This is a genomic window from Clostridium celatum (genome assembly GCF_021412605.1).
Classification (GTDB): Bacteria; Bacillota; Clostridia; order Clostridiales; family Clostridiaceae; genus Clostridium; species Clostridium celatum.
In genome coordinates, this window is sequence record NZ_JAJKGM010000005.1 from 134,793 (window position 1) to 154,684 (window position 19,892).

The 19,892-nt window shown below is 28.0% G+C and carries 14 protein-coding genes; 13 read left to right on the forward strand and 1 reads right to left on the reverse strand.

The genetic code is table 11. The features are described 5' to 3' along the window. The first annotated feature begins 278 nt into the window (after window positions 1-278). The 4 genes from LPC13_RS04025 (at window position 279) to LPC13_RS04040 (ending at window position 7,867) form a co-directional block, all read left to right on the forward strand. Complete coding sequence (locus LPC13_RS04025) at window positions 279-3,935, forward strand: LamG-like jellyroll fold domain-containing protein (protein ID WP_234088613.1); 3,657 nt, start codon at window positions 279-281, stop codon at window positions 3,933-3,935. Between the two features lie 282 nt (window positions 3,936-4,217). Further along, the gene (locus tag LPC13_RS17070; RefSeq protein WP_234088614.1) at window positions 4,218-6,299 is read left to right on the forward strand and encodes an ATP-binding protein; all 2,082 of its coding nucleotides are present in this window, start codon (window positions 4,218-4,220) and stop codon (window positions 6,297-6,299) included. A 170-nt stretch (window positions 6,300-6,469) separates the two neighbouring features. Next, window positions 6,470-7,465 (forward strand): glycosyltransferase family 2 protein, encoded by a 996-nt coding sequence (locus LPC13_RS04035; protein ID WP_005210341.1) that lies wholly within the window; start codon window positions 6,470-6,472, stop codon window positions 7,463-7,465. A 12-nt stretch (window positions 7,466-7,477) separates the two neighbouring features. Then, window positions 7,478-7,867 (forward strand): GtrA family protein, encoded by a 390-nt coding sequence (locus LPC13_RS04040; protein ID WP_005210340.1) that lies wholly within the window; start codon window positions 7,478-7,480, stop codon window positions 7,865-7,867. A gap of 120 nt (window positions 7,868-7,987) precedes the next feature. On the opposite strand, the gene LPC13_RS04045 is transcribed toward LPC13_RS04040, so the two are convergent. Continuing rightward, the gene (locus tag LPC13_RS04045; RefSeq protein WP_005210339.1) at window positions 7,988-9,421 is read right to left on the reverse strand and encodes a glycosyltransferase family 39 protein; all 1,434 of its coding nucleotides are present in this window, start codon (window positions 9,419-9,421) and stop codon (window positions 7,988-7,990) included. 133 nt (window positions 9,422-9,554) lie between these two features. Here LPC13_RS04045 and LPC13_RS04050 point away from each other — a divergent pair, with 133 nt between their 5' ends. The 9 genes from LPC13_RS04050 (at window position 9,555) to LPC13_RS04090 (ending at window position 19,351) form a co-directional block, all read left to right on the forward strand. Continuing rightward, a complete protein-coding gene (locus LPC13_RS04050; protein WP_005210338.1) occupies window positions 9,555-9,779 on the forward strand; it encodes a DUF1659 domain-containing protein in 225 nt (74 codons plus the stop codon). 82 nt (window positions 9,780-9,861) lie between these two features. Then, on the forward strand, window positions 9,862-10,095 hold the full coding sequence (locus tag LPC13_RS04055; protein WP_005210336.1) for a DUF2922 domain-containing protein: 234 nt from the start codon (window positions 9,862-9,864) through the stop codon (window positions 10,093-10,095). A 523-nt stretch (window positions 10,096-10,618) separates the two neighbouring features. Next, entirely contained in the window at window positions 10,619-10,795 is a 177-nt protein-coding gene (locus tag LPC13_RS04060; RefSeq protein ID WP_005210334.1) for a YvrJ family protein, read from the forward strand. Window positions 10,796-11,085: 290 nt separating this feature from the next. Then, entirely contained in the window at window positions 11,086-11,913 is an 828-nt protein-coding gene (gene licT / locus LPC13_RS04065; RefSeq protein WP_005210332.1) for a BglG family transcription antiterminator LicT, read from the forward strand. 152 nt (window positions 11,914-12,065) lie between these two features. Continuing rightward, window positions 12,066-13,910 carry a beta-glucoside-specific PTS transporter subunit IIABC gene (locus LPC13_RS04070; RefSeq protein ID WP_005210331.1) on the forward strand — a complete coding sequence of 615 codons (1,845 nt, stop codon included), beginning with the start codon at window positions 12,066-12,068 and terminating at the stop codon, window positions 13,908-13,910. 105 nt (window positions 13,911-14,015) lie between these two features. After that, complete coding sequence (locus LPC13_RS04075; protein WP_005210330.1) at window positions 14,016-15,461, forward strand: glycoside hydrolase family 1 protein; 1,446 nt, start codon at window positions 14,016-14,018, stop codon at window positions 15,459-15,461. Between the two features lie 58 nt (window positions 15,462-15,519). After that, the gene (locus LPC13_RS04080; RefSeq protein ID WP_234088615.1) at window positions 15,520-17,124 is read left to right on the forward strand and encodes a DUF1593 domain-containing protein; all 1,605 of its coding nucleotides are present in this window, start codon (window positions 15,520-15,522) and stop codon (window positions 17,122-17,124) included. Window positions 17,125-17,199: 75 nt separating this feature from the next. Next, window positions 17,200-18,714: a carboxylesterase family protein gene (locus LPC13_RS04085; RefSeq protein WP_234088616.1), complete on the forward strand. Its 1,515-nt coding sequence runs from the start codon at window positions 17,200-17,202 to the stop codon at window positions 18,712-18,714. Window positions 18,715-18,880: 166 nt separating this feature from the next. Continuing rightward, window positions 18,881-19,351 carry an Rpn family recombination-promoting nuclease/putative transposase gene (locus LPC13_RS04090; protein ID WP_316319288.1) on the forward strand — a complete coding sequence of 157 codons (471 nt, stop codon included), beginning with the start codon at window positions 18,881-18,883 and terminating at the stop codon, window positions 19,349-19,351. Window positions 19,352-19,892: the final 541 nt, after the last annotated feature.

Here is a 19,892-nt window from a genome sequence, read left to right on the forward strand (position 1 = left end):
TATGTATATTTTTTATAAATACCGCCCGCGGGGTGAATCCAATATTTGGATTCACCCCGCGGGCGGTAGCTGTTAGAACATGAAGAATAATACTTATTTGCTTGAAGTAACAAGATAGTGGATAAAAATTTGAAAGAAAATGAAAAACGAAAAAAAAGTAAACATAATTTTTAGATGGTATAATTTTACATAGGGATATTAAAACATATTAATTATAAAGTTTTAAGATAGTTAATGTATAAAGTATTGTAATTTATTATAAATGGAGGGAGAAATTTATGAAAATAAAAAAAATACTTGCAATGGCTACGGTGTTAGCTATTACTACTTCGTATTTTCCAAGTATGTATGCAGGAGCTATAGAAAATGATGCTATACCAATGGATAGTTTAAAAGGATACTGGACATTTGAAAATGTTGAAGGGGATAATATTATTGATGATAGTAATAATGGAAAAGATGCAACTTTGAAGGGAAATGCCAGTATTGTTGATGGTGGAAAGAATAATAAGGGGCTTAAGTTAACAGGGGAAAAGGGAACATTTTTAAGTATTCCTTCGATTTTTAATTTAGCTCAAGAAAACGTTTCCTTATCCTTTTGGGTAAATATATCACCAGAAAGTGAGAATAATAGGAGTGGACATACCATTTTACTACAACAAGAAGGCGATGGTAAATCAATACTTTATTATGCTGCAAGTAGTAGTGGAGATAAATTAGGGTCTTTTGTTAGTGGTTCTGATAGCTTTAGTAATGAAAAGTTAACTCAAGATAAGTGGATAAATGTAGCTATGGTTAGTGATTATTCTAAGAAGGAAATTAAGTTTTATATAAATGGAAAGCTCGATAGTACACATTTATTATCGTCATTATCAAATTCTAATGATCCTTTAAGATTAGGGGACCATAAAAATAATAACGGTTTAGCTTTAAATGGTATAGTTGATGAGGTTATGATATTTGGGGATTGTTTGACAGATGAACAGATACTTAATATTTATTATGAAAATGCTGATATAAGTATATTAAAGGATGAATTATTAAGTGCTATTAATGTGGCATATGAAACTTATAATTTAGCTGTTGATTTTTTAAGTGGAGATTTAATTGATAAATTTTTAAGTGAAATAAATAAATCAGAAGAGTTAGTATCAAGTGATATAGAAGATGCTAAAGAGTTTGTAAATCAAATAAATTATTTAAATAATTTAAATGAACAAGTAAATGAAGCTTTAAATAATAAGATTGGAGATGATATTTTAGTTAAGGCTGATATAAATGATGTGTTTAGGGAAATAGGTAGATTTTTATTTGGGGCTAATCATAGGTATCATAAGGATGGCTATGGCAGTTATGATACAGAAAACTTAAAGGTTAAAGAGGAATTTGATGAGTTATATAAGGAATCTAATTTTGGTGCTATAAGATATCCAGGTGGAAAGGTTGCAAATCTTTTTGAATGGAAGAAGTCAATTGGAGATATAGATGAAAGAAAATATACTATTCATGGTGATCCAGAGCAAGAACCAGAGTTTCCTTACTTTGGGGTAGATGAAGTTGCTAAATATGCAGAAGAAAATAATAGTGAGCTTGCCTATGTTTATAATATGGGTAATGGTAATAAGCTTGATGCAGCAGATTTGGTTGAATATTTAAATTGCGAAGTAGGAGAAAATCCAAATGGAGGAATAGATTGGGCTGAAGTTAGAGCTGAAAATGGAAGAGTTGAACCTTATAATGTTACTCATTTTGAACTGGGAAATGAATTTCAATTATTAAGTGAGCAAGCTTATTGGACAACAGCATCTAATGATCCAATGGGAGCTTATATAGATGGTGGTGAATTCCAATTTAATAACCAATTTGTTGTTGAATATGAGGATTGGAGAAATTCTACTGCTGGTAGAAGTAATGGGAAAGCTAATCAAGAAAAAATAATTAGATATTATCCAATAGTTGAAGATACACTAGTATTAACTGTTGGTGGACAAACTTGGCAACAAGTTGAGTCTTTAGAAGGTCAAGGTGCAAGTAATGTATTTGTTTATGATAATGAAAGCGGAAGAATAAATTTTGGTGATGGTATAAATGGAAATATTCCAGCAGAAGGAAAAGAAATAAAGGTTTCTTATAAGGCTCATAGAGATGGATATGTTGATTATTATGAAGAAATGAAAAAGGTTGATCCAGATATAAAGATATATTCATGCTATGATAGTGAGAACTTTATAACTAGAATGGGAACGGAAAAAAGTTATGATGGAATAGTTACACATCCTTATTCAGGAACTATAAGTAGTTCTGATGCAAATTATTATGAAAAAATATTATATAGAGCAGAAGAAAAGGTAAATGTGGCTCAAAATTATGAAAATAAAATAAAAGAAGTACTAGGGGAAGAAAAAGCAAAAGATGTTAGTGTAGTTGTATCTGAATATGGGATATTTAATGATAGCAGTAGGTTTGTAAAGTCTCAAATAAATGCTTTATATACAGCAAAATCTATAATTGGATTTGCAGATATTGAATCAATTCCATATGCAACTAAGCATTGTTTAGTAGATTTTCCAGGAGGAGACTTATTAGGGCCTGGTGGTCAAGCTATAATTCAAAGTATATACAATGAAAATGGGGAAATAGAGTTTGTTGCAACTCCTAGTGCAAAGGTATTTACTTTATTTAATAATATGACAGGAAATTATGTTTTAAATGAAAAAGTTATTAATAATAAAACAGTATATGGTAATTTAGAAGCCTTAGATACTATGATAACTAAGGATGATGAAGGAAACTTATATTTAATGCTAGTAAATACTGCAAAAGAAGAAGTTAGCGTTAATATAAATGTAGATGGGTTTGATTTTAGAGGAAAAACTGGAGAAGGAATGTTAGTAGATGGTCCAAGCTTTGATGCTGAAAATACCATTGATAACAAAGATAATGTAGTTGTGGAAGAGTTTGTTGTTGAAACTATTAAAACTAGTAATTTCCAATATACATTAACTCCACATTCAGTTACTGCAATAAAAATTAATGCAAAGGCTTCAGAAGTAGAGTTTACTTCTCATCTTGAAATTGCTGTTGAATTAGCTAATGAAGTCACTGAAGAAGAACTTTCAAAGGTTGTTCCTGCAGTAGCTAATGAGTTTATAGAAGCTCTTGAAGAAGCTAAGGCTATATTAGAAAATAAGAGTTCAACTCAAGCAGAAATAGATGAGGCTTTTGAAAGATTATCAGGTGTAATGCAAATGTTAGAGTTTATTAAAGGAGATAAAACTCAATTAATTAACTTATTAGATAGAATTAATGGATTAAATTCTGATGAATATATTCAATCTACTTGGACTAATTTACAAACAGTTGTTGAAAAAGCAAATGGTATTGTAGCAGATGAAAATGCTCTTGAAGCAGAAGTGGCTGAATCTTATAAAGAAGTTTTAAGAGGATTCTTAGAATTAAGATTAAAACCAAGTAAAGATAAATTGGAAGGGTTAATTAATAAAGTTGAAACTTTAGATGCAAACCAATATACAGCTTCATCTTGGTCTAACTTACAAGAAACTCTAGGTAAAGCGAGGGCTGTATTTGAAAATGAAGAAGCTACTAGTACTGATATAGCAAAAGTAGAAAAGGAATTACAAGGAGCTATTGATAATTTAGTTGCTAGTGAATCTACAGAAAATGGTGGAAACACTAATGCTGGTAATGGAAATAATAATGAAAGTGCTAATACAGGAAGTGATAATGTAGCCTCTGGAACTACAACAAATAGTGAAAGTAACAATGTAGCAGCTAGTACTTCAGGAAATAGTACAAATAAAACAAGTAGTAAAGGACAACTTCCTAATACAGGAGATTTAGGAGGAGTTGCAGCTTTATTCATGGGAGTAACATCTTTAGCTGCTGGATGTTTAGGATTAAAGAAAAGAAGATAATTAAATATTTTTAGAATTGAGAAGTGTAAAAAAGTGATAAGCATTAGCTTGTCACTTTTTTTTATAACGAGAATTAAATTTAATTAATTTTTTATTAAAAGGAATTTGTAAATAGTATTAATTTTAAAGTTTTATAATTAAATTTGCATATCTTTCAGGGGGAAAATGTATTTTTAAATTTTGATATAAAAGCATTTTATGTGAAAAAATGGAGAAAAACAATTACAAAAAAGTGTAAAAATAGTATAATAATACTGAGATTTTTTAAATGGGGGCAGTAAAGTGGAAAAAATAATTGATAATTACATAGAGATATTTGAATATATAACAGAAATAAATTTAGATATAAATAAGGCGAAAAGAATTAGGAATGAAATAGAGGAGAATTTAAATAGTATTGGTTATGATTTGGGGAATAAAATATTATTTAAAGTACATTATTTATTGGCTTTAACTAGATATAGAACAAGATCATATAATGAAAGTATAGAAGCTGGACTTAAATCTTTAGAATATGCTAATAACTTAAACGATAAGTATTTTATAGCAAGAGCACATGCATTAATAGCACTAAATAATATTGTATTAGAAGAATTTAATAGCTTTGAAAAGCACTATTTAATAGCTGAAAAAATATATAAAGAGTTAGAAGCTTATGAAGATTTGACTATGTTAGATACTAAAACCGCAGCTTATATGGCTAAAAGGGGAGAACCGGAAAATTTAATAAAGATGTATTTAGGTAAAGCATTGGATTATATAACTAAATTTCAATCAGTACGGTCTGCACAATTATATGTTTCTATTGGAGCTGTTTATTCTATAATTTATGGAGAATTTGAAAAGGCAATAGATTTGTATTTAAAAGCATTGGATATAGCAAAATATTATAATGATATCTATATGGAGATGTTGATATTATATTACATAGGAATTGGATATGATGAAATAAGAATGAGGGATAAGGCTATTAATACACTTTATAGCATATTAGATGATAATAGGTTTTTAGATTTTACTTCTACTAGGCTATGTGTAAGATTTGACCTTATAAATAGTCTTTTAGAAAAGAATGCTGATATGAATTCTATACAAGAATTATTATATGAATGTGAGAAGGAAATAAAAAAAATTGATTATATAAAACAAGGTCAATATAAAGTGCAATTAAATTTATTAATAGTTCAATATAACATAAAAACAAAAAAAGAAAATATAAAAGATAACTTAGATATATTAGATGAAATTAATAACTTTTTCCAAGGAGATATAGATAATTTTATTTTTGCATATGTAGATTATTATATAGAAAAGTTATATGGAGATATATATTACCAAATAGGTGAATTTTTTAATGCTATAGAACATCATAAGAATGCAGTAAATATATCAAAGAAATATAGGATAAAGTATGCTATTAATGCATATGAAGCATTGGCAAATGATTATAAGTCATTAGAAGATTATAAGAATGCATATGAAACAATAGAAGAAGTAAACAAGCTTGTTATGAATGTAGAACATGTAAATTTAATGGCAAAGTATAATAATTTTCAAAAAAGCTATGAAGAGTTAAAGAGGGAAGAAAGAGAAAGAGAAGAGTTTTTTGCAAATTTATCTCATGAATTAAAGACACCTATAAATATAATTTATTCATCTATTCAACTTATGAGTCTTTTTAAGGGAAAAAGTGATGAAGTTTTTAAGGAATATTATTTAAAGCATGAAAAAAGTGTAAGGATTAATTGCTTGCGTATGCTTAAAATAATACAAAATATGATTGATATAAACAAAATTGATTGTGGAGCTATTAAACCTAAGTTTGGTAATTATAATTTAGTAAGTTTAGTTGAAGAGGTAACAATGTCTGTTTTATCTTCTGTTGAAGTTAAAAATATTTATATAACATTTGATACAGATGAAGAAGAGATGATTGCAAAATGTGATCCATATATGATAGAGAGAATAATATTGAATTTATTATCAAATGCAATAAAGTTTAGTAAAGAAAATGGATTTATACATGTAAGGATGAAGCAGAAGGACGGTTATATACTAGTAATTATCTCTGACAATGGAATTGGCATTCCAAATAATATGAAAGAAAATATATTTAATAAATTTATCCAAGTGGATAGAACTTTTAAGAGAAAAAATGAAGGTAGTGGCATAGGGTTATCTTTAGTTAAGTCATTAGTAGATGTTCATAATGGATATATTGAACTAGAAAGCATGGAAGATGTAGGTAGTGAATTTAAGATATATATTCCTAATATTACTATAAATGAAGTTGAAGCAATAGATAAATATGATGTTGATATTGATAGAGTATTTAGTGAGCTATCAGATATATATGAATTGTAAGTACATAAAAATACAATAATAAAGTATGGTTATAATTTGCATTTTAATATAGAATATATAGGTATAAAAAATCATTAGTTTAAACAAATTAAAATTTGTTCTTTCATTTATTGGGAAATGAAATAGATAAACTATATATTGATAGACAACAAATAGAGTGAGGGAAAATAGTGGATAATAAAAAATTATCAATAATAATACCTATGTATAATGAAGAAGAGTCACTTCCATATCTTTACAAAAGGTTAGTAGAGCTTGCAAAAAGGATAGATAAATATCAATTAGAATTTTTATTTGTTAATGATGGAAGTAAAGATAATTCATTAAAAATAGTTAAAGAATACAGAAAGAAAGATTCAAGAGTACAGTATTTAAATTTATCTAGAAATTTTGGAAAAGAAGTAGCTATGGGAGCTGCATTTGATTATGTTACAGGCGATGTAGTTGTAATTATAGATGCGGATTTGCAAGATCCACCTGAACTTATAGTAGATATGCTTAAATTTTATGAGCAAGGCTATGATGATGTTTATGCAAAGAGAAGAAACAGAAAAGGTGAAACTTGGTTAAAGAAATTTACATCAAAAGCCTTTTATAGAGTTTTGGAATCAGTTTCTAATGTACCTATTCAAAAGGATACTGGAGATTTTAGGCTTTTAAGTAGAAGAGCCATTGAAGCGCTAAAAGCATTTCCTGAAAAGCAAAGATATACAAAAGGTATGTTTAGTTTAATAGGTTTTAAGAAAAAAGAAATAGAATATGATAGAGATCCAAGAGTAGCAGGTAGTACAAAGTGGAATTATTTTAAGCTTATGGATTTAGCTATAGAAGGAATAACTTCATTTACCACAGCACCTCTTAGAATAGCAACAATAATAGGTGTTTTATCAGCTATAGGATCATTTATTTATATGATATTTACTATAGTAAAAACTGTTGTTTATGGAGTTGATGTACCAGGATATGCAAGTCTAATATGCATATTATTAATGCTTGGAGGAATTCAATTAATTTGTTTAGGGCTTATAGGAGAATATATTGGAAGAATATTCATTGAAGTTAAAGGAAGACCACTATATTTTGTAGATGAGTATTCAGGAAACATAGAAGAAAACCAAGACATATATAAGGAAGTAGCTATTGGTAGAGATTCCACTAACAGCTAAGAGGTAATAAAAATGAACATAGTATCAAAAGATTTTTTTAATTTTATAAAATTTGCAATTGTAGGAGTTTTAAATACTTTATTGAATTGGATAATTTTCTTTGTTCTAAGTGGTATGGGAGTTTATTATATAATAGCAAATGTCATTGCCTATACAGTAGCTACAGCTCATAGTTATTTTTGGAATTCTATATGGGTATTTAAATATACTGAAGGTTCGAAGGCTAAAGCATCTGTTAAGTTTATAATATTAAACATAGTTGGATTAATATTAAATACAAGTATTTTATTTTTATTAGTTGATTTATTTAATATAAATAAGTTTATATCACTAATATTAGCAACAGGAATTGTAATGATTATTAATTATATATTTAATAAAATATGGGTTTTTAAAAAGTAATTCATATTGTAAAAATATATTAAAGTATACATAGTAATTTAAAGTTTAAGATAATAAAATAAGAGCCAAGTAAAAGCAATATTATATGTTACTTTTACTTGGCTCTTAAATTTACTATATTTAGTTATATCTTGAGAATCTTAATTCTCTTGAAGGTTTAGAAAAGCAATATGCCGCTATAATAAAGAATATTGGTAATCCAAAGTAGCGATATCTTGGTTGTATTTCTATAAGTAAATGTGCTAATAAATAACCTAATAAAATTATTAAATAGATATGATTATTAGTGAAACCTTCTTTTCTTTTAATTATATTAATTATTCCAATCATAAATAATACTATAATTAATATGTACTGAATTTTTTCTAATTTAAGTGTAAAATCATAAACTTCTGGCTTATCTACATTGTCTGTAAATGCAAATTGTAATGAAGTATCATTTACAGCCCACATAGTAACATATTTATATTCCATAGTAGTTATTAATTGTGGTGGATTTGATAATCTTTCTTTAATTAATTCCATATGAGCTTCATTTCTAGATTTACCTGAAACTTCTGCATTATGTAAATAAACTAAATCAGCATCACTATATGTACCTTTAGTTTCTGGATTTAATCCACAAGTAAATTTCCATAGAGGATCTCTATTTTCTAATGGATAATTACTTATACCACTATTTACAAATCCAAAGGATACTATTTTAGAAATCATTACTACAATAACTAATATTCCAACAAATTCTAAAATACTTTTAGCTACTTCTTTTAAATTAGTAATATTCTTAAATACTCCAAATAATAAAAGTGCAATTAATATTATTGACCCTTCAGGTCTTATTATATCTCCAAAACCAATAAGTAGTCCTATTAATAACCATTTATATATTCTATTAACATCACTTATTATTAAGTAAATAGCAATAAAGAATAAAAGTGTAGCTAAATGTTGATTAGTTAAAACAGAGGTATTAGCTATACTTCCAATGTATAAAGCATATAAGATAGAGACTATTCTAGCAGGCTTTTCACCACATAATTTTTTTGCACTAAAATATATTACTATTGGAATACATGATGTAATTAATACATTAACTAGCTTTATCATAAATAAAGAACCGTTAAATATTTTAATTAATAAAGCTAAATATCCAGTAAAGCCTAATTGATATGCCCAAACATTAAAGTAAAAGCTATCTAATATAGCATTATAATTACCATTTACAATTTCTGTTGCACCATCATACATAACCTTAAAATCAGATGTTGGTTCAGTAGGAATCCATATTATCCATATAAGTCTAAGTATAAATGCTACTATGAATAAGATAATTAAGAAATTTTTATTATCTTTTATCTTAGGTAAGTACATTGTTAATAAAAACATTAAAGCTAGAAATAATATAATACCTATGATTTCATATACACTGTTAAATGAAAATAAGTTAGTAAAACTAATTAATCCAATTCCATTTAAAATCACCATACCTATAGTAAAAATCAATGATAGATATATTACTACATTTGATGATAGTTTGTTTAAAAACTTTGTCATTTAAATTCACCTCCTAAAAAATTCTTAAACATTATAACAAATAAAATTGTTTATATCTATAAAATTTTCTTAAAATTGTATATATATTATATGAAATAACTTAATTAATAAAATGTAAAGGGAGGAATGAAAAATGGCAGTTACTAAAACTTTTGAAACTAAGGCTCTTTCTATTGAGGTGGAGACAGATACAGATAATGATGGAAATCCAATTTACAGCAAAAAAACTATTGGAAAGGTTAAGGAAAATGCTGATCCAGAAAAAATAGGTGCAGTTGTTACAGTTATTGAAGATGTTTTGGATAAGGATACTAGATATTTCTATTTAACAGAAGTATCTAAGCTTCAACAAAACTAAAGATTATTAACTTTTCTTTAGTATTAAACTGAAGTAATTAAAATTATGGGTATAACTTGTTATTGAAATTTAAATTTAATTTATGAAAGGATGTGTTTTTATGACTTATACTTTAGCTATGACATTTTTAACTGAAAGTGGAGAAAAATCTACTTTTTCAATATCAGATGTAAGAGAGGATGTTTCAAATGAAGAGGTCCAAGCTCTTATGAATGCAATAATAGAGAACAACGTTTTTATCAATAAAAAAGGTGACTATGTAGCAAAAGAAAGTGCTGCATTAACCCAAAAAGAAACAACAAAATTTGAAGTTTAGGTGATATAAAAAAGTTAATTATTAAATCTCCAGGAATTATTGCAATTTCACCTTGAATTTATATTAAATTTTCCGTGATAATTGCTAAAGTTTTAAAACTTGCTCCGCTTCGGACATTAAAACTTTTTTACGCAATTATCACTCCAAAATTAATTAAATTCTACGGCTTATTGCAAATATTCCTTACGATTTAATAGGAAACTCCTTCTCTTATCATCCAAGGAGTAAGCTTAGTTAGCTAAATCAAGATTTAGAACTTCGCTTAGCTTTTTAAATACATTAAACTTTAGTGGTATAGGAAGAAAAAGTTAATGTTTGTGCTAAATTTAATTATTCCATCAATGATTAAATTCTACGGTTCATTATAAATGCTCCCTACAAATTAATAATTTATCATTTTAAATGCCTTAACGATAACTTCTGTGAAGAAAACTAGAATGTTAATTTCTACCACTGATTTTGTTGGGCAGGGGGAGAGATATAGTCTTTATACTAAATTTAATATGAAAATGGGGTGTGTGTTATGGAGTTTGGTGATTTGACTAATTTAATTGCGAATGTTGGTTTTCCTGTCGCTATAAGTGCTTATTTATTGATGCGTTTGGAAAAGCAAATACTTGCGTTAACTTTTTCAATTAATAAACTTAATACTATAATTTCAACTAAACTTGGAGTGGTTATTGATAATGACTTGAATTAAATAAGAAAATAGCGTTAAATAGTAGATAAACCTAGTACAGGAATAGGAAAAGGAAATTAAATTTCAAATTTAATGATTTTTCCTTGTAAGTAAATTTAATCAAAAAAACTGTTGACAAAAATTATAAATAAAGGTAATATAATAACATAGACAAAAGTTTACAAAGTAAATACAATGCGTTACTGTTAAATCAGGAGAAACCTTAATTGATTAAAGTGGGTATTTTACTATCCTTTTAATTGGTGTAAGGTTTATTTTTTTTATCATAATTTATTGGGGTGTTTCAAAATATGATTATTAAGCAGATATTTAATAATAATGTTATATTAGCTGTGGATTCATCAAAAAATGAAGTTGTAGCTTTAGGTTGTGGAATAGCATTTAAAAAGAAAGTTGGAGATGCTATAAATGATAACAAGGTTGAAAAAACCTTTATTTTAAAACAAAAAGAGACAACGGAAAAGTTTAAGATATTATTAGAAGATATTCCTGTAGAACATGTATCCTTGTCTTATGATATTATTGAATATGCTAAAAATATGTTAGACGTAGAGCTAAATGATTATATATATGTTACATTAACTGATCATATAAGTTATGCTTTAAAGCTGGATAGTGAAGGTATTCATAGGTCAAATGTTTTAATATGGGAAATAAAAAAGTTTTATCCTAAAGAATATAAAATAGGCTTAAAAGCCATTGAATTAATAGAGGATGAAACTGGACAAACTTTACCAGAGGATGAAGCAGGAAGTATTGCATTACACTTAGTCAATGCACAAATAAATAAGTCATTAGATAATAAAAATGAAGTTGGAAAATTGACTGTAATGGTTCAAGACATATTGAATATTGTGAAGTATACATACAATACTCAATTAGACGAGAACTCATTAAATTATGAAAGATTTGTTACACATTTAAGATTTTTCTTTAAAAGATTAAGTAAAAAGGAAGTAGTAGAATCTGAAGATGGATTTTTACTAGAACAAGTTAAAATTAAATATAGTCAAGCTTATGGATGTATGTTAAAGGTTGAAAAATACCTAGGTGTAGAATTAACTGATTCTGAAAAATTATACCTAACATTGCATATTCAAAGAGTTACTGCAAGGTAATTTAAAATAAGCTGGGGATTGTTACTGTTAAATCAGGCGAAACCAAAATTTATAGGATAAGTATATATCTATATTGTCCTATAAATCTTGGTTTCGCTTTTTTTTATAAATAAGAATAAAAATTTAAATATAAATAAAAGGAGAGAGAAATAATGAAGTATGAAAAATTGGCAAAGGACATAATAGCTAATGTTGGTGGTAAAGACAACGTTAACAGTTTAACACATTGTGTAACAAGATTACGTTTTAAACTAAAGGATGAAAGTAAAGCAAATACAGAAGTATTAAAAAATATGGATGGTATAGTAACTGTAATTAAAAGTGGTGGTCAATATCAAGTAGTTATTGGGAACCATGTGCCAGATGTTTATGCAGATGTAGTAGCAATTGGTGGATTTGCAGAAGCGGCATCAGATTCAGAAGAAAAGATGAGTCCATTTAATAAATTTATAGATATTATTTCAGGGGTATTCCAACCAGTACTTGGAGTTTTATGTGCTACAGGTATGATTAAAGGTTTAAATGCTATATTACTAGCAACAGGATTATTAGCAGATACTGATTCAACATATGTAATTTTAAATGCTATTGGTGATTGTTTATTTAACTTCTTCCCTATATTCTTAGGATTTACAGCAGCTAAGAAATTTAAGTTAAATCAATTTACTGGTATGGCAATTGGAGCAGCAATGGTTTATCCAAGTATTACAGCTTTAGCTGGTACTACAGTAACTTTCTTTGGTATTCCAGTAATGATGCCTTCAAGTAGTTATCAATCAACTGTTATTCCAATAATTTTAGCAGTTTTCATTGCTTCAATAGTTGAAAAATTCTTAAAGAAGATTATTCCAGATGTAGTTAAGACTTTCTTAGTTCCATTTTTCACATTACTAATAGTTGTTCCATTAACATTTATGGCAATTGGTCCAGTTTCAACTTATGCATCAAATTTATTAGGGACAGTAACAACAGGTATTTATAACTTCAGTCCAGTAGTAGCAGGTGTGTTTATAGGTGCTTTCTGGCAAGTATTCGTTATGTTTGGTTTACATTGGGGATTAGTTCCAATAGCTATGAACAATATAGCAGTATTAGGATATGACCCAGTTGTAGCAGCTTCAATGGCAGTTTGTTTTGCTCAAACAGGTGTAGTTTTAGCAATCTTAATGAAGACTAAAAACAAAAAATTAAAATCATTATGTATTCCAGCAGCTATTTCAGAATTCTTCGGTGTTACAGAACCAGCTATCTACGGTATTACATTACCAAGAAAGAAACCATTTATATTAAGCTGTATAGGTGGTGCAGTAACTGGAGGTATTTTAGGTATCTTTGGATCAAAGATTTACATGATTGGTGGTATGGGTGTATTTGCAATTCCAACATTTATGGGTGCAGAAGGATTTGATAGTTCAGTACTAGGAATGTGTATAGCAAGTATTGCAGGATTAGCAGTTGGATTTATATTAATGATGTTTAGTAAATTATCAGAAGAAGATATGCAAGAAGAAAATACAACAAAAAATAAAGAAGTTTTAGTTAATAAAGAAATATTAGTTAGTCCATTAAAAGGTGATGTTGTAGCTTTATCAGAAGTTAAGGATGCTGCTTTTTCATCAGGTGCTTTAGGAAAAGGTGTTGCAATTACACCAGTAGAAGGTAAAGTTTTTGCTCCAGCAGATGGTACTTTAACAACTCTTTTCCCAACATCACATGCATTAGGAATTACTACAGATAAGGGTGCAGAAATATTAATCCATGTAGGAATGGATACAGTTCAATTAGAAGGTAAATACTTTACTCCAAAAGTAAAGCAAGGTGAAAAGATTAAAAAGGGTCAATTATTATTAGAGTTTGATATTAATGCTATATCTAAAGCAGGATTCTCAACAGTAACTCCTGTAATAGTTACAAATTCAGATAACTACTTAGATGTAGTTGAAACTGATAATAAAAAGGCAAGCTATAATGAGAATTTATTAACAGTAGTTGTTTAGATAGTAATAATTAATGAATGGATAATTAAATATAAAAGTTTAATTATCCATTCTTAAATAGGAATAGAATATTATCGGATTTAATAGAGAGGAGAATAGGGTATTATGATTAAAAATACAGTATTTCCAGAAGGATTTTTATGGGGAGGAGCTACAGCTGCTAATCAGTTTGAAGGAGCTTGGAATGTAGATGGAAAAGGAGCAAGTACTAGTGATATGTTAACAGGTGGTACTCATACAATTCCACGTAAAATTACTAGAGAAACTATTGAAGGTCTTAACTATCCATCTCATGAGGCTATTGATTTTTATCATAGATATAAAGAAGATATAGCATTATTTGCAGAAATGGGCTTTAAAACATTTAGAATGTCAATAAATTGGACAAGAATATTCCCAAATGGAAATGATGAAGTTCCAAATGAAGCAGAATTAAAGTTTTATGATGACGTGTTTGCAGAATTAAAGAAATATAATATAGAACCATTAGTAACTATATCTCATTATGAAATGCCATTTAATTTAACTAAGGAATACAATGGTTGGGCATCTAGAGAGGTTATAGATTTTTATGTTAATTACTGCAATGTAATATTTAATCGTTATAAGGATGTAGTAAAGTATTGGTTGACTTTTAATGAAATTAACTGTGGAACTATGCCACTTGGAGGATATCTTGGTTTAGGAATTTTAAATGAAGGAACTGAAGATTTTACAAAGCAAGTTGATGATCCACAAATTAGATTCCAAGCATTACATCATCAGTTTGTAGCAAGTGCAAGGGCTGTTAAGCTAGGACATGAAATTAATCCAGATTTTAAGATTGGTTGTATGCTTGCATATATGTCAAATTATGCATATACATGTAATCCAGAAGATATTATTTTAGCTCAACAAAAAAATCAAATAGCAAATGATTTATGTGGAGATGTTCAAGTTAGAGGAGAATATCCATTCTTTGCAAAACGTTATTTTGAAGAAAATAATATTAAATTAGATATAACAGAAGAAGATAAAAAGGTATTAAAAGAAGGTTGTGTAGATTACTATACATTTAGTTATTATATGAGCAATTGTGTTTCTCATGATCCAGAATTAGAAGGAACATCAGGAAATCTTATGGGTGGAGTTAAGAATCCATATTTAAGTGCTAGTGATTGGGGATGGCAAATAGACCCTATTGGATTAAGAATTGTATTAAATGATTTATATGGACGTTATCAAATTCCATTAATGATTGTTGAAAATGGATTAGGGGCTTTTGATAAGGTTGAAGAAGATGGAAGCATTAATGATGATTATCGTATTGATTATTTAAGAACTCATATAAATGAAATGAAAGAAGCTATAAAAGATGGAGTTGAATTAATAGGATATACTCCATGGGGATGTATTGATTTAGTATCAGCTTCAACTGGTGAAATGGAAAAGAGATATGGTTTCATTTATGTTGATAAGGATAACGAAGGAAAAGGAACTCTAGAAAGAAGAAAGAAGAAGAGTTTTGACTGGTATAAGAAGGTTATTGCATCAAATGGAGAAGAGCTTTAATTTTTAATATATTTAACAAATTTAAATAACTAAAATTATGGTGAGTTCGGGGGGAATTATGAAAAGAAGATATTTATCAATGTTACTTGCACTAACAGTAGGTGTTGGAGCTTTAGTTGGATGTGAAAGTAACGAAAAAGTAGAAGATAATAAAAATGTTGCAATAGAGCAAGATGTTAATACAAATAAAAGCAATAAAGCTAGAACTGTAATTACAACAGATGGTGAAGTTGATGATATGAACTCTGTAATTCGTTTTATGCTTTATGCAAATGAGGTTGACTTAGAAGGAATAGTTTTAACTAGTTCTGTTTACCATTATGCAGGTGATGAAGAAAAAGGAATTGAACCATTTAGATGGACAGGAACAGAGTGGTTAGATGAATTTATAGATGCTTATGGAGAGGTTTATCCAAATTTAAGTGTTCATGCTGAAGGTTATCCAGAGCCAGAATACTTAAAAAGTATAAGTAAGATAGGAAATATTAGTAATGTTGGTGAAATGGAAGAGGTAACTGAAGGATCTGAATTCCTAAAGGAACTTTTCCTACAAGATAGTGATAGTCCATTATATGTACAAACTTGGGGTGGAACTAATACTACAGCTAGAGCATTAAAATCTATTGAAGAAGAATATAAAGATACAGATCAGTGGGAAGAAATCCAACAAAAGGTATACGATAACGTTGTAATTTATATTATCTTAGACCAAGACGATAGCTATAGCGAGTATATAGCAAAAAATTGGCCAAACATAAGAATTATTAATGATTCAAGTAACTTCTGGCGTTTTGCATATGCATGGCAATTCAATCCAAAGGAAGTAAATAATTTATTACAAGGTGAATGGCAATATGAAAATATAAAATCTGGACATGGTGCGTTACTTGAAAGATATGCATTAATGGGTGATGGAAATTATATTGAAGGAGAATTAGAAGAAGAGCAAAGAGGAATTGATGCTTACCTTGAAAATAACAAGGAATATAATCGCTATGACTTTATATCAGAAGGTGATTCTCCATCATTCCTATATTTAATAGATAATGGACTTAGAAGCTTAGAAGACCCTACTTACGGTGGATGGGGAGGAAGATTTGGAGTAGTTAGTGATACTTTATGGAAAAACACTGTTCTAGATTTTGATCCTTATACAGGTAGATATGAAGCTGAATATTCATTAATGAGATGGTTTGATGATATACAAAATGATTTTGCTGCAAGAGCAGATTGGTGTATAGCATCAAAATATGAAGATGCAAACCATGCTCCAAAGGTATCAGTTAAAGAAGGAATAGATTTAACTGCAAAAGCTGGAGAAACAATAGTTTTAAATGCTACAGCAGAAGATCCAGACAATGATGAAGTTTCATTTAAATGGTGGCATTATGCAGAAGCAGATACTTATGAAGAGTCTAAGGTAGAGAAAAATGATGTAGTTGAAGAAATGAATATGGGTCTTTTATTCAGTATCAATAGAGAGCTAGCTGATGGAGAAGTTGTAGATAATGTTGAATTAAAGGGAGCTGAAACTAGTACAGTAGAATTTAAGGTTCCAGAAGATGCAAAATCAGGAGATACAATTCATATTATTGTTGAAGCTATTGATAATGGAAAGTTTAATTTAAAACATTATCAACGTGTAATTATAACAGTTGAATAATATATAAATTTAAAAAATGGCAAGCTTTAAATAATGATTTTAAAGTTTGCCTTATGTATGAGGGGGATAAAATTAATGAAAAAAGCAAAAATAAAAGCAATGACTATGGCATTATTAGCAACTATGACATTATCAGTGACTTCAGGAATAATTGCATATGCAGATATAAATGAAATGATTACTGCAAGTGAAAATACAGAAGATTTAAATTTAAAAACTGAAGCTGAACCTTTAGATGAAAATGCTATAACAGTAGATAGCAATAAGGAAAATAAAATATTAAATATAACAGTAAACGCTACAGTAAAAGACTTAGGTGAAACAGTAGGAAGTCTTGAAGTTGTAGTAGAAGATGATGTAGATTTAACTGGAATTAAAGCAGAAGATTTCGTTATTGAAAATGCAGTTGTAGATCACTTTGGAAATATTGGAGATATTAAAGTTAATGATATAAAGGTTGAAGGAAATACATTAGTTTTAAGTGTAGATGAATTCTTAACTATAAAAAGTGATGGATCAATGGGAGATGAATTAAAAGTAACATGCAAGAGTAATGAAGAGCTTTCATTTACTTATTCTGATATTACTAAAATTGTATCACCAGTAGCTGATAAGTTTGAAACAAAAGAATACAATGGATTAACTTATAAGTTATTTTCACCTAATTCTGATGAAGCACTTCCAGTTGTAATATGGATGCATGGTAGAGGAGATAATGGTCTTCAATTACGTTCTGCAAGAAATGCAACAATGTTTGCTGAAGATGAAAGTCAAAAAGAAAATCCATGTTATGTTTTTGCACCACAAAGTGATGAATCAGTAACAGCAGTAAGATGGACTGATAATGAATTAGAAAACATAATATCTGTATTAGAACAATTAATTGAAGAAGGAAAAGTAGATCCAAACAGAGTATACTTAACTGGACATTCAATGGGTGGACAAGGTGCTTGGAATTTATTACGTAAAGCTCCAGATATGTTTGCAGCAGCAATAACAATGGCACCAAGAATAATTTCAGAACAAGCAGAATTAGATGATTTAGCTGCATTAAAGGATTTACCAGTATGGTTCTTCCATGCAACAAATGACCCAATAAACTTAGTATCAGGTTCAAAAGATAGATATAACAAGTTATTAGAAGTAGGAAATACTAAACTTAAATACACTGAATTATCAGATGAAGAAATGATTGAATTTGGAGCAGGAGCTAATACTCATGCAACAAATATAGTTATGGCAAATACTGAAGGTGTTAAGGAATGGTTATTTGCTCAAAGTAAAGAAGTAAAGAATGATGATAATAACAGTGACAATGATGGGGATAATGATGGAGATAATAATGATACAATAAACCCTCCAGTAGATGAAGATAATAATGATAATACAGTAAACAAACCATCAACTGAAAATAACAATAATAGTAGTAATAACAATAACAGCAACAGTAATAGTAGTAATAATAACAGTAGCAATACTAATACTAATAACGGAAAGCTTCCTAATACAGGTTCACCAATATCTTCAATGATGGTTGTAATAATGGGTTGTGTTAGTATGATTTTTGGTAGAAAAATTTTAATGAAATAATATAAGTTAGTAGTAAATTTTTAATTTTAGAAAGAATAAAGTGATTATACAAGTGATTGCGTAGATTATAAATCTACGCAGTTTTTGTTTATAAGTGCTCATTTAGGATATATAATATATTTATAGAAATAATTATATTGAGGTGAAATATGAGTAAAGGTTTATTATTAATTTTAAATATCTTAAAACTGATAAATTTCATACTGGATATAGATTTAAAGAAATTGAAACTAATGAAGAATTAACAGATGTCATGGAAGTTCATTTTATAGAGATTCCAAAGCTTGAAAATTCAAGTGATGAAAAGGATATGCTTGTTGCTTGGACAGAGTTTTTAAAGGATCCTGAAAGTGAAATAGTTAGAGATTTAGAACTGAGTATAGATGAGATACGACAAGCTAAGGATGAACTTATAAGAATGAGTAATGATAAGAAACAAAGAGAGCTTTATGATATGAGAGCTAACTCTTTGAGAGATAAGATAAGCGAATTAAATGCAGCAGAGAAAAAAGGTAGAGAAGAAGGAATAAAGGAAGGAAAAATTGAAATAGTTAGAAATATGAAAAAAAGTGGTTTAGATATAGAAAGTATAGCTAAGCTTACTGGATTATCAATTGATGAAATAGAATCTATATAATATAAATTAATGCTAGAATAGATATGGCTTAAAACTATAATTTGCTAATTATTTTTGAAAGTTTTTCAAATGAAAAGCACACAGTAAGATTAAAATTTCTTATTGTGTGCTTTTATAATATGCAATGTAAAAGTTTAACGTTAATTAGTAATAGTTAATAAATACTAATATATACATAATAATAATTAACGTGTCTTAACATAAGTTTAATTCAAAAATTAAAGAATTTTTTTGATTATTTTTTAATTTTGTTCCTAAATAAATAAATTTACAAAAAATATTAGAGATAAAAGTGATAAAAATATGAAGTGATTTTTAAGAAAGTATTACTAAAATATTACAAAAAATAGAAAAAATGTAAATATAAAAATAAATAAAGGAGAAAAAATATAAACAGAGAATTGGTATAGATATTGAACCGTGTAAATATTTACAGTGGTTTTAAGGGTAAATTTAAATTATATGAATCTGTTAAGCTGATATGAAAAAATAGCTTGATTTTTCATAGAATTGCTCGCTCTTTGAAAATTATATAAGTTTA